Source organism: Prochlorococcus marinus XMU1408 (genome assembly GCF_003208055.1).
Classification (GTDB): domain Bacteria; phylum Cyanobacteriota; class Cyanobacteriia; order PCC-6307; family Cyanobiaceae; genus Prochlorococcus_B; species Prochlorococcus_B marinus_A.
Genome location: NZ_QJUE01000005.1, coordinates 185,896 through 198,452 on the forward strand (window position 1 = coordinate 185,896; position 12,557 = coordinate 198,452).

The 12,557-nt window shown below is 33.2% G+C and carries 13 protein-coding genes; 3 read left to right on the plus strand and 10 right to left on the minus strand.

Annotated features, from left to right (window positions below; all coding sequences use genetic code 11):
• Window positions 1-20: 20 nt before the first annotated feature.
• Complete coding sequence (gene plsY, locus DNJ73_RS07405; RefSeq protein ID WP_158467270.1) at window positions 21-617, plus strand: glycerol-3-phosphate 1-O-acyltransferase PlsY; 597 nt, start codon at window positions 21-23, stop codon at window positions 615-617.
• Between the two features lie 4 nt (window positions 618-621).
• Here plsY and pyrF read toward each other — a convergent pair whose 3' ends face one another.
• Genes pyrF through DNJ73_RS07420 form a run of 3 tightly spaced genes read right to left on the minus strand, consistent with a single transcriptional unit; the run spans window position 622 to window position 2,948 of the window.
• Window positions 622-1,347, minus strand: coding sequence for an orotidine-5'-phosphate decarboxylase (gene pyrF / locus DNJ73_RS07410; RefSeq protein ID WP_158467068.1), 726 nt, complete (start codon window positions 1,345-1,347; stop codon window positions 622-624).
• 9 nt (window positions 1,348-1,356) lie between these two features.
• Entirely contained in the window at window positions 1,357-2,604 is a 1,248-nt protein-coding gene (gene tyrS / locus DNJ73_RS07415) for a tyrosine--tRNA ligase (RefSeq protein WP_158467069.1), read from the minus strand.
• 26 nt (window positions 2,605-2,630) lie between these two features.
• Window positions 2,631-2,948, minus strand: coding sequence for a DUF1825 family protein (locus DNJ73_RS07420; RefSeq protein WP_158467070.1), 318 nt, complete (start codon window positions 2,946-2,948; stop codon window positions 2,631-2,633).
• Window positions 2,949-3,266: 318 nt separating this feature from the next.
• Between DNJ73_RS07420 and DNJ73_RS07425 the strand changes: the two genes are divergently transcribed.
• A complete protein-coding gene (locus tag DNJ73_RS07425; protein ID WP_158467071.1) occupies window positions 3,267-3,869 on the plus strand; it encodes a GIY-YIG nuclease family protein in 603 nt (200 codons plus the stop codon).
• 34 nt (window positions 3,870-3,903) lie between these two features.
• Window positions 3,904-5,391 carry a leucyl aminopeptidase gene (locus tag DNJ73_RS07430; RefSeq protein ID WP_158467072.1) on the plus strand — a complete coding sequence of 496 codons (1,488 nt, stop codon included), beginning with the start codon at window positions 3,904-3,906 and terminating at the stop codon, window positions 5,389-5,391.
• Between the two features lie 68 nt (window positions 5,392-5,459).
• Here DNJ73_RS07430 and msrA read toward each other — a convergent pair whose 3' ends face one another.
• From msrA to purC, 7 genes are all read right to left on the minus strand, one after another.
• Window positions 5,460-6,071 (minus strand): peptide-methionine (S)-S-oxide reductase MsrA, encoded by a 612-nt coding sequence (gene msrA, locus DNJ73_RS07435; RefSeq protein WP_158467073.1) that lies wholly within the window; start codon window positions 6,069-6,071, stop codon window positions 5,460-5,462.
• Window positions 6,068-7,243, minus strand: coding sequence for a lipid-A-disaccharide synthase (gene lpxB, locus DNJ73_RS07440; RefSeq protein WP_158467074.1), 1,176 nt, complete (start codon window positions 7,241-7,243; stop codon window positions 6,068-6,070). The genes msrA and lpxB overlap by 4 nt, the downstream gene beginning before the upstream one ends.
• A 2-nt stretch (window positions 7,244-7,245) precedes the next feature.
• Window positions 7,246-8,097 (minus strand): acyl-ACP--UDP-N-acetylglucosamine O-acyltransferase, encoded by an 852-nt coding sequence (gene lpxA, locus DNJ73_RS07445; RefSeq protein ID WP_158467075.1) that lies wholly within the window; start codon window positions 8,095-8,097, stop codon window positions 7,246-7,248.
• 4 nt (window positions 8,098-8,101) lie between these two features.
• Window positions 8,102-8,509, minus strand: coding sequence for a 3-hydroxyacyl-ACP dehydratase FabZ (gene fabZ / locus DNJ73_RS07450; protein WP_158467271.1), 408 nt, complete (start codon window positions 8,507-8,509; stop codon window positions 8,102-8,104).
• A 63-nt stretch (window positions 8,510-8,572) separates the two neighbouring features.
• Window positions 8,573-9,418, minus strand: coding sequence for a UDP-3-O-acyl-N-acetylglucosamine deacetylase (gene lpxC / locus DNJ73_RS07455; protein WP_158467076.1), 846 nt, complete (start codon window positions 9,416-9,418; stop codon window positions 8,573-8,575).
• Window positions 9,418-11,721 (minus strand): BamA/TamA family outer membrane protein, encoded by a 2,304-nt coding sequence (locus tag DNJ73_RS07460; protein WP_158467077.1) that lies wholly within the window; start codon window positions 11,719-11,721, stop codon window positions 9,418-9,420. The genes lpxC and DNJ73_RS07460 overlap by 1 nt, the downstream gene beginning before the upstream one ends.
• Before the next feature lie 54 nt (window positions 11,722-11,775).
• On the minus strand, window positions 11,776-12,519 hold the full coding sequence (purC, locus tag DNJ73_RS07465) for a phosphoribosylaminoimidazolesuccinocarboxamide synthase (RefSeq protein ID WP_158467078.1): 744 nt from the start codon (window positions 12,517-12,519) through the stop codon (window positions 11,776-11,778).
• Between the last annotated feature and the right edge of the window lie 38 nt (window positions 12,520-12,557).

Sequence of the window (12,557 nt, forward strand, 5' to 3'; positions counted from 1 at the left end):
AAATTGCAATTGATTTTATGTTGAATTTATTATTTCTATTAATAGGATATTTATTTGGATCTTTTCCTAGCGGTTATTTAGCAGGAAAATTTATTAAAGGAATTGATATTCGAACATTAGGATCTGGATCTACAGGAGCAACAAATGTATTAAGGCATATTGGAAAACGTGCAGCAATAGCGGTATTTCTAATAGACGTTTTCAAAGGATTTCTTTCTATTTTTTTAGCAAAATTTTTCCTCCTAAATGATTCATGGCAAATAGCTATAGGGCTATCAACTTTAATTGGTCACATTTGGCCTATTTGGCTCAATTGGAAGGGTGGTAAAGCCGTAGCGACAGGTTTAGGAATTTTTCTTGGAATTTCATGGCAAGTTGGACTTGCAACTTTAGGTGTCTTTATATTAATGATTACTTTTTTTAGAATAGTTTCATTAGCAAGTGTTAGTGCATCTTTAGCTCTACCTCTAATTATGTTTATAAGCTTTAAAAATACAAGTATATCTCTTCCATTTTTAGTAATTTCATTATTAGCTATGACTTTAGTAATTTGGAGACATAGAGAAAATATAATTAGACTAATTAAAGGTCAAGAGCCAAAAATCGGACAAAGATAAAAATTCAAACAATAACTTTTTCGCAAAAACTTTTGAACATATAAGCTGGATCATGTGATTGAGTAATTGCTCTACCTATCACCAATCGTGATGCTCCCATCTTAATAGCTTCAGAGGCATCAGACACCCTTGATTGATCGTTAAAATCTGAGCCTAATGCTCGAATCCCAGGAGTTACCAACTCAAAAGTTTCAGGGCAAATTTTTCGTAGAGATTGAACTTCTCTTGGGCTGCAAACACATCCCCCTAATCCAGAATTCAATGCAATCTCTGACAGATGCCTCACACGTTGATTTATTGAGTGATCAATCAATAGATCACTAATAAAACTTTCTTGAGTCCAACTAGTTAAAATTGTTATTCCCAAAAGTGTGGGTGGCGTTAAATTAACTTTTGCAGCACCTTCATTTGCAGCTTCATTAGCCATCTTTAAAGCCTTAGTGCCTGCGCAAGTATGCAAAGAAATTAATTGAGCGCCAGTTTGTGCTGCTGCAAAACATGCCCTTTCAACTGTTGTAGGAATATCATGAAATTTAAGATCTAAAAATATTTTTTTCCCCTTATCCCTTAATATTGACAAGACATCTGGTCCTTCACTAACAAACAACTCGAGTCCAACTTTAACCCACATAATTTCAGGAATTTTTTCCAGTAGATTGAGAACATTATTCTTGTTCATTCCATCTAAAGCAACAATTATTTTTTCACTTGGGTTTTCAAGATTTTTCATAGGAATCTATCAATTTGAAACACGAAGAAATTTTTTCTTTCCTACTTGCAATATTTTTCCTATGAGATCATCTGGTGTATCAAACTGTAAATTAGGATCCAAAATTTTTTCCCCATCAATTCTTACTCCTCCTCCAAGAATTTGTCTTCTTGCTTCACTGCTACTTGAACACATTTCCATCTTACTAAATAAATAAAATGCTTTAGCTGGAAAATTTACATTAGAAATTGAAGCTTCTGGTATTTCCTCAAGAGAATCTTGAGTACCTAAAACTAAGTTTTCAGAATTAAATTGAGCTTTTTTTGCAGCTTCAATTCCTTTAAAATTAGATGTTATTTTTAAAGCCATGAATTTTTGAACCTCTCTTGGATTTGAACTTAACTCTTTTAAGTTTTCATTAGTTAGTAAATTTAAATAACTAAAAACTAAATTATCTGGAACCTTTTCTAATTTTGAATACATAGATAATGAGTCTTCATTTATTCCTACAATATTGTCTAAGCTTTTACTCATTTTTTGTGTCCCATCTAAGCCAACTAAAATAGGTAATAGCATTCCAAATTGAGGTTTCTGCCCAAAAGCTCTTTGAAGATCTCGTCCCATAGCAATATTAAATTTTTGATCTGTACCACCAATTTCCAAATCAGAATTTATTGCAACTGAATCATATCCTTGAAGAAGTGGATAAAGAAATTCATGCAGAGATATAGGAGTGCCAGATTTATATCGATTACTAAAATCTTCTTTAGCCAGCATTTGACCAACTGTTGAATTTGATAAAAGTTCTATAACTTTAGACAAATTAAGATTTTCAAGCCACTCACTATTTCTTCTAATTTCTAAGCGACCTGGAGTTGAGAAATCAAGTAAAGAATCTTTGGGTTCTTTACCTAATCCTAGTTGTTCAAGATAATTCATTGCATTTGATTCCACCTCATCTTTTGAAAGCTGAATTCTCGTTTTACTTTTTCCAGTTGGGTCTCCAATCCTTGCTGTAAAATCTCCAATTATGAGTACTGCCGTATGACCAACATCTTGGAAAGCTCTTAATTTTCGAAATAGAATGCTATGTCCTATATGAATATCAGTTCCAGTTGGATCAATTCCAAGTTTTACACGTAAAGGTTTTTTTTCTATAGATGAAAGTTCTAATCTTTTTAGAAAGCTTTGATTTGAATCTCCTGAATTATCATATGGGAAAAGATCATCTAAACCTCTAGAGATCCAATCAGGTAATTCATTGAATTTATTTAACATAATCTAAACTTTAACAAGGTTAATAATCATTTATCCAATTCTGATTTCATTCTCAATAAGGTTTTGTTCATCTGATCAAACATTTGATCAGGTGTAATCCCAAATTGACTCAACTGAGTCTTTAACTGTTCTACTGTCATTTTTGCCTGAAAATCTTCTGAAAGTTCAAATCGTTTCATAAAAACTTTATACCTTTCCATTAAATTCTCCATATTATCAATAAACATTACCTTCCCTTCTCTATCAAATTTTCCATAATCAGATCCTAATTGCATCAGATTCTGATAATCAGTGAAAAGTTTTTTTGCCTCTTCCTGAACAATTTCAGACTCGAAAAAGCTCATATCCTTAAACAAAGTTGATAGATCAATTGCTTGGTGTTGAATTCAAAGACTATCATTAATAATATCATTGAAAACATCATAAAGTTTAGACGATTTCCACCTAATGACATTTGTTGAGGGGGTGTGAATAGCCACACCCCCAAAAAAATATAATTCTTACTCAAGTTTCATAAAAAATTACTAATAAAGAAAAACACTTTTTATTTGATCTTGACAAGCTAAGCTCAAGCTGTTCTCAAGCAAAATAATATAAAATTTTAGTGATATAATGATAGGACTATTAATTGAATATTGTCTTTTATAATCAACTTTATTAAAATGAAAAAATTCGATAGGCAATATGATTTATTTAAAGATAATGGTATAAATTTTTCAGGAGAAAATTCTCATAAAGATATATTTATTGAGAAAAAAGTTATTAAGGAATGGCAAGAAAAAATCATTAATCACCAATCTCCCATTTTTAAAACGGGCTATAAAGATGTAAATCAATTTTCACTATTCGAATCTAGTTCAGAAGAATTAAATGAATCATTCAACCCAGCTGATCTTACACCTTTACCTTTGAGTTTTTGGAAGTGGCCAAATGCAATGCATGAGGGACCTGCAGTTTATTTTGTAATGGATAAAATTATTGATTCTGATAAAAATATAATTTTATATATTGGAGAAACAATTTCCGCAGAGAAGAGGTGGAAAGGGGAACATGACTGTAAAAGATATCTTTCAAGTTATTCTGATTGTCTACAAAAAGCAAATATATCAACCAAGTTAAACATTCGTTTTTGGCTTGATGTCCCAATTAAAACCAAGGAGAGAAGAAAATTAGAACAAAAGCTTATCCAAACTTGGCTTCCACCATTTAATAAAGAGACAAGGGAAATATGGGCAACGCCATTTACATCTCAAATCAATTCGTAAAAATTGTTATCATAAATTCAAGTTAAAAAATTAAATGCAAATTTCAGCAGTCTCCAAAGAAATTAACGAATGGTCAGGATCAGTCCTTATTGCTGGGATTTTGGAAGGGACAATCGAAAGTCAAATAAATTTATTTAACTCAATAATAAAAGATACTTTTTTGAGCCAAAGGTTTAATGATTCAAAGTTCGAAGGCAAAAAAAATCAAAGATTATCAATTGAACTTATAGAAGGAAAAATAAAAAAAGTAATCTTTATAGGCTTAGGTAAGGCCGAAACTCTTCGAATTGATGATCTACGTAAAGCAGCTTCAATTGGTAGTCGTCAAGTTTTAAGTTATGAAAAAAAGTTAGGAATATTTTTCCCTTGGGATGCATTTGATCCATCCTCAGCTGCATGCGCAGTTGGCGAAGCAGTTCAATTGTCATCTACTAAAGATCTTAGATTCAAATCTGAATCAAAAGAACCTACTCAAATAGATGAAGTTGAATTAATAGGCTTGAACAGCAAAACAACTAAATCAGCCATTGCTGAAATAAATCCCATTTGTGAAGGAGTTAAATTCGCAAGAGAACTTGTTTCAGCTCCCCCCAATGTTCTTACCCCATATCAAATGGCGAAAGAGGCTGAGAAATTAGCCACTGATTATGATCTAGATTTAAAAATTCTTGACAAAAAAGAGTGCGAAGAACGAGGAATGGGAGCTTACTTAGCAGTTGCTAAAGGATCAGATCTAGAGCCTAATTTTATACACTTAAAATATTCTCCAAAAACCGTAAGAAACAAAGTCGTATTAGTTGGTAAAGGCTTAACGTTTGACTCTGGAGGATACAACTTAAAAGTAGGTGCTTCTCAAATTGAAAAAATGAAATATGACATGGGAGGGAGTGCTTCTGTTCTTGGAACAGCAAGAGCTATAGCAGAACTAAAACCAAGCGATACCGAGGTTCATTTTATTATTGCTGCTTGCGAGAATATGATTAATGGCTCTGCATTACACCCTGGCGATATAATCAAAGCTTCAAATGGGAAAACCATTGAAGTAAACAATACTGATGCAGAAGGAAGATTAACTTTAGCTGATGCTTTGGTTTATGCATGCAAACTTGATCCAGACGCCATTGTAGATCTCGCTACTCTTACTGGGGCATGCGTCATCGCATTAGGAGACGAAATAGCAGGCTTATGGACTGACAATGATCTGCTCTCTGAACAATTAACTAAAGCTGCAGGTAAAGCTGGGGAAGGTATTTGGAGGATGCCTATGCAGAATTCATATAAATCTGGAATTAAATCATCTATTGCTGATTTGCAAAACACTGGACCTAGGCCTGGGGGTTCAATTACTGCTGCCTTGTTTCTAAAAGAATTTGTGAACTCAAGCATTCCATGGGCTCACATTGATATAGCAGGTACATGTTGGACTGAAAAAGATAGAGATCTAAATCCAAAGGGTGCAACTGGTTATGGAGTTAGAACATTAGTTAATTGGATTAAAGAATTGAATATGGACAATAATTAGTCTATTCTAATATAAAACATAGATCTAAAAAATATGTCTACTTTAAAATCTTTCCTTTAAACAATTTATTAATATCTATATTCGCCCCAGACTTTTTTTAATCTATTATCTCTACCACAACTCGTTCTGTAAAATTTATATTTAATAGGATTTTTTATTGCAAAATCTTGATGATAATTCTCAGCTAGCCAAAAAACTTTTGAATCAATAATATCAACCTTTAATTGATCCAAAGGTATATTTAATGCAACAGAAATATTTTTCTGACTCTCTTTAGCATCAAGCTCTTGTTCTTGATTAGATGTAAAAATAACAGGCTTATATGAATCGCCTCTATCACAAAATTGACCCTTATTGTCAAAAGGGTCAATATTAACCCAATATTGCTTTAGTAAATCTTTATAGCTAATAACTTGAGAATCAAAACTAACTTTCACAACCTCTTGATGACCACTATGATTTTCATATGTAGGATTATTCAGGTCTCCACCAGAGTATCCACTTTCCGCAGAGACGACTCCATCAAGTTTCTCCAAATCATGCTCTAGACACCAAAAACAACCTCCTGCAAAAATAGCCTCCTCTGATTCAGCGAGTGCTTGAAACGGGCAAAATATTGCTATTTGCAGTAGCATACAAGCTACTATTATTTTTCTTAAGATTTTATTCATAAGAATCATTTAACTAATAAGTCCAGGATATCGTTTGATGCTCTATCTGTAACTCCGGGTTTTCCTAATTTATCTTTCAATCTTTTATAACCAAGCATTATATCTTCTTTTTTAGATCTATCTTCAATAATTTTCAATGCTGCATTAAAGATTTTTTCAACTTTAAAATCCTCTTGTATAAACTCTGGTATTAACATTTTATTTAAAAGAAGATTAACTGGTGAAATATATTTAACATTAAATCTCAATAAATATCTCGCGAAAAAAGCTGTAACTCTGCTTACTTTATATCCAACGATTTGAGGAACTGAATTTATAGCTAATTCCATATTTATCGTTCCAGACTTAGCGAAAGCTAGATGAGCAGCTGAAAATAAAAATGGCTTTAAATTATCAACTTCATTCGATAAAATAATTCTCCCAGATACACCATATTTATTTAATGCATTATTTAAAATTCCATCAAATTCTTCTAAACCAGATGGTATTAGAACAGTAATTGAAGGGTCCTTTTGCTGAAGCAGCTTAGCCGCTTTAAGTAATGTGGGCAAAATATATTTTAGCTCTTGTTTTCGAGAAGCAGGAATGATAAGAAGAAGTTTCTTATCAGAGGTTAATCCTATTTCCCTAAATGATTCTTCTCTCGTAGGAATATTTCTATAAAAATCCAACATTGGATGACCCACAAATTTTACATTTCCTCCTTTATTTGAATAAAAATTAGCTTCCTCTTCAAAAATAGCTAATATTTTATCTGTAAAGCTAATCAAATCAGTTGTACCCGAATCGCCTAATCTCCATGCCCATTCCTGAGGCGCAATATAATAAATTATTGGAATATTAGGAAACTTTTTTTTTACTTTTAACCCTAGTCGAATATTAGGCCCCATATAGTCAATTAAAACAACTGCATCTGGAGGATAAGAACTTAAGTAATTGTCAACTTTTGATTGTGCCGTTAAAGTTGGCAGTACGTAAGGAAGAGCTTCTAAAAAACCAATTGCACCTATTGAAGAGGTATTAGATATTAATTTAGCACCAGATTCTCTCATCCTTTCTCCGCCTAATGCAATTATCTCTAATTCAATTTTTCTTTTTTCTGCATTATTCTTTAATGCCTTTATTAATAAACTTCCCTGCAAGTCTCCAGAGACTTCACCAGTGCTGATTAATAACCTCATTATTATTTAGCTTGCATCAAAGAAGGCATTGGACCTCTTCGACCTTTTTCAATAGAGAGTTCTACAAATCCACATAACCTTGCGGAAGACTCTAATAAATTCTCTTGTCTTGCAATTTTCAAACCATCAGAAATCACATATTCAGATTTAAATAATAAGTTCCAAATTCTTTTCAATTGTATATATTCTTCTTTATTTTCTTTATCTAAACTTTTCCTTTTAATTCCAACTTTATTTAGTCCCCTCATTCTTCCAGGATGACCTTCTGCCAAGCAATATGGAGGAACATCTCTATCAACTCTTGTCATGCCTCCAACCATAGCTAAATAACCAATATGAACAAATTGATGTATCCCCAAGCAACCTCCAATAACAGCTCGATCTTCAATACAAACATGACCTGCAATCTGCACGCTATTAGCTATGACTATATTGTTTCCAATTTCACAATTATGTCCTAAATGTGAATACGCCATTAATAAATTTTGATTTCCAACTATCGTCTGCTCTCCTTCAAAAGTAGCTCTATTAATAGTTATACATTCTCTAAAAGTATTATTATCTCCAATTAATACGCTTGTAGAATCACCTGTATACTTCAAATCTTGTGGTTCTAATCCAATACAAGCTCCTGGGAAAATCTTGTTATTTGAGCCTATATTCACTCTCCCCTCGATGGTTACATTTGGTCCTATCCAGGTATTAGGACCAACAATTACATCTGGACCAATTACAGAACCTGAACCTACACATACACCTTTCCCAAGTTCAGCCTTCGAAGAGACATCTGCAAAATCATGAATATTAACTTTGTCATCTTCAATTAAGCTTTCAGATGAATCAAGTTCACTCATCACTTCAATCCACAAGAGAGAACATCAAATCTCCAGAACAAACCAATTGATCATCGACTTTTGCTTCGCCCTTAACTTTTCCAAATCTTTTCCTTTTGATGCTTATCAATTCACAAGCTATCAATAATTGATCTCCAGGGACTACAGGACGCCTAAACCGAACTGAATCAATGCCAGCGAAGACAAAGAGTCCTTTTGGAAGATCAGGCATTTGAGACACAATCAAACCACCTACCTGAGCCATTGCTTCTACTATTAAGACTCCTGGCATTAAGGGTCTTTGAGGGAAATGACCTTGAAATTGAGGCTCATTAAGTGTGACATTTTTTATTGCCACGGCTTTCTTTCCTGGGTTATGTTCTATCACTCTGTCAACTAGCGCAAAGGGGTATCTATGTGGCAAAAGCCCCATTATTTGCTCGCTATTTAAAACAAGAGGTTGGGAAGAAGAAATGTCAGTCAAAATAAGATTTAATTAAATTAATACCTTTTGAATAGAAGCTGCAAATTCTGCATGAAGAGCGTGAGACCCTTTGTAAACAAAAATTTGTGCTTTCGGTAATCCAACAAAAGCTAAATCTCCAATCAAGTCAAGCAATTTATGACGGACTGGTTCATTTGCAAACCTCAAAGGTGGATTAATCCAAGAATCACCATTACAAACCAATGCATTTTCAAGTGCTCCCCCTTTAATTAGACCAGCTTTCTTTAATTCTTCTAATTGATCAAGAAAACCAAATGTTCGTGCCGGTGCAATTTCTTTAACAAAATTATTTGGTGACAGCTCAATAGAAAAAATCTGCTGACCAATTGCCTTGTATGAAAAATCAATCGAACCAATTAATTTCAATTTTTTTGATGGTATTGCAAAAATCACACTTTCTCCTCTGTTAACAACAACTGGGGATGTTATTTCTGGCCTTGGTCTTGGAGATGTCGTGGAATTAATCATTCCTACTTTTTCAATTTCCTCGATCCAACCAATCGCAGAGCCATCAAGTAAGGGGATCTCATTACCATTTATTTCTATGTGAACATGAGTTAATCCAGCACCAATTAAGGCAGCCAATAGGTGTTCTACAGTAGATATCTTTTTCCCCTTTAGATCAAGGGTTGTACATAAAGGAGTATTTCTTACTTGAGAAATATCTATGGGTATAACTTTCTGAGGGTCATCTGAAAAAGAAAAATGAAATCCAGCTAGTTGAGTTGGCTTAATTACAACTCTACATTTTAGTCCTGAATGCAATCCAATACCATCTTTTTTAATTTCATTTCTTAGAGTCCAACCCTGTTCATAATCTTTGGGAAAAGAGAACACTAGAATTTCCAACCAATTCCGATGTTATATCGCCAATTCCCACTGAAATCCTGACTAGCAGCCTCTATACGGATTGGGCCAACAGGTGTATTAATAACTGCTCCAGGCCCAACAGAAAATCCAGATCCTGGCTTTTCAAGAATTTTTCCAGGCTTACCTGGAACATTTGATTGAGAACCAAAATCAGATCCTGCGTCAAAAAATATCGCCCCAGATACTAATCGCCAAATAGGAAATCTGTATTCTGCTGTTGCCTCTCCATAATTTCTTGCAACGCCAAGATCGCAAGAGTTCCAACCCCTAACAGAGCTAGTTCCGCCCAAGCAAAATGCTTCATAAGGAGGGAGATCACCAATAATTGTTCCAACCTTTGCTTGGAAACCTACCGATTGCGAACAATCTGATTTTTCGCCAGGCTTGGGACGACAACCCTTATGAAACTTCAACCAATTAACAGGAAAAAAACGTGAATAACTAACCCTAGATCTATTAAAAGTTGGTGAATTCTCTCCTAAAGTAATAAATTGTTCAGATCCAATATTTAAATAATCTCCAGAAGTTGGGTTTCTTGAATTATCTAAATTATTATAAGTAACAGCACTTTTGAAACTAACTAATGTATTTTCTGTGGCGCAATTAAATGCGACACAAATAACTTCTTTCTCAGGAACTTTACCATCTTTAAAATTTGTGGATGCAACGCCATAAGGTCTTTTATCTCCTGCATAGTCTATTGGCTTGACTTTCTGAAAATTTGCACCAAAAAGTACACTCCATGGAACCTTTTTGAGAGGTTGACCTCCATTCAAGGGCCTAGCGAAAGAGAAGCCTCCTCCTGTTCGCTCTAAGACAATAGAATCACCCTCATAATCAAACCAACTAAATTGCGACGCTGATGACTTGGCAGTAGTAATATCTGTATATGGACCAACTTCAATTAAAGTATTATTATTATTTAAATCTAAATTTTGTAATTGATTAATATCATAACTTAATAATGAATTAGGTGATTCATATCTATCTGTAACCCCTCGAATACTTCCACCATTTTGACTTCTAAATTCTTGAGGAACTTCTCTACTTAAATATAATGAAGTCCTAAATGATGTTCTATTCTTATCATTTTTAATCCAAGGGTCGTATAAAGACAAATTTAAAAGTGCTCCGTATTCGCCATAAGTCATATTCATATTTGATGACCATGATCTCCCCACCAAATTGGACTCTTGCAATCCAATCTGTCCGAATACTCCTTGGGCTCCACTATAACCAAGACCACCAGTCAAAGAGCCAGTTCTTTGTTCTGTTATACCTAATAAAACTATTATCTTTCCAGGTTGAGACTTAACTGGTTTAAGAGTAACTTTTACATCATTAAAAAGCGAAGTTGAATATAGTCTTTTTATATCTGATTCCAAAATAGATCTATTAAAAACATCTCCAACCTTAGTCATCAATTCCCTTTCAATTACCCATTTTTTTGTTTTTCCTTTGATTAATTTACCCTCTGCATCTTCTACATTTCCATCTTCATCAATAAAATTAATCTCAATACCAGAAATATATCCCTCTTGAATATCAAGTTGAACAATCCCATCAATTGTCACACGACTTGGTCCTGATATTCTTGCTAATGAAAAGCCATTGGAATTGTACCAATCCTTAATATCTTTAATTCTTATTTGAAGAGTATTAAGATTTAAGGTTTTACCATAATCATTTTTAAAAATCTCATTTAATTTTGAATTTGATATCTTTTTCTCTATTGGTAAAATAGTTATTTTATTTAATATAGGATTGGGTTCAACTTGAATCAAAAGTTGAACTCCTAAAGGACTTTCTAAGGATTCAATTCTTGCCCCAGAAAACCAACCTGTTGAATAAATCCGATCTAAATCCTTCTTAACTTCTTCACTTGTAACTTTACTACCAGGCCTTGTTAGCATTGCATCATATGCAATAACTTCAAGCCGTTCTTTATCAGGGTGATCTTCAAGTCCTTCAATAATTATCTCTGAAATTAAAACTCTTTTTTCATTAGTTGTAGTATTTTTATCTTTTTGATTAGTTTTCTCAGCAATTAAAAACTCATGAAAATTTAAATTAGATTGATAATCATTCGATTTATGAAAAGGTTGAGAATTCTCAATTTTTTTATTTTCAAAAAAGAATTGATATTCACCAGAGGATATTTTAGATGCTTTAGTCTCTTCAAACAAACCAATAAAAGGTATTAACAAAGCAAAAGCATATGCATTCTTGCTTATTAGTTGAATATTAGAGCTGGAGTGTTTTTTGAACATAGATTTTAAATCAATTCAGTTAAACGGATGAATTTCTAGCCATGAATAATTTGATTAAGTTGCCTTAGAGGTGTCTTTTTCAATACGTTTCAAAATCTCCTCGTAAGCATCGATAACCCCCCCAAGATCTTGCCGGAAGCGATCTTTGTCAAGGATACGATCTTTAGGATCAGAATTTTTCTTATCCCAAAATCTACAATTATCTGGACTTATTTCATCAGCTATCACAAGTTTTCCTGAAGAGTTAAGACCAAACTCTAATTTAAAATCAACCAATAGTAAATCAAGTGCATCAAAATATTCTTTTAAAATCTTATTTACACTTCTAGTAACTTTCTCTATCTCTTTCAAATGAGAAGTACTAATCAAATTTAGCAATTTTAATCTTTCTTCTGTAAGTATAGGATCGCCTAATTCATCATCTTTATAATAAAAATCAAGAAGTGGAGGATTTAAAATTGTCCCTTGGTTGATAGGTGTTTCTCTGCACAAAGAACCTGTGGCAATATTGCGAATAACAACTTCTAAAGGGATTACATTCACCTTATCCGCAATCATTAATGTTTCTGATTGAAGTGCTAAAAAGTGCGTAGAAATCCCATTCAATTCAAGCAATTCAAAAAGAGCCGTAGAAATTTTGCAATTCAAGCGACCTTTCCCAGCTATCTCAGCTCGTTTTTTTGCATTAAAAGCAGTAGCATCATTTTTGAACTCTATTAAAACTCTTTCTGGATTATCACACTCAAAAACTCTTTTTGCCTTCCCTTCATAAATTAGCGATCCACGGATATGATTCATTAATGTCTCCAATATCGAATTAGTATAAATTGGCAATG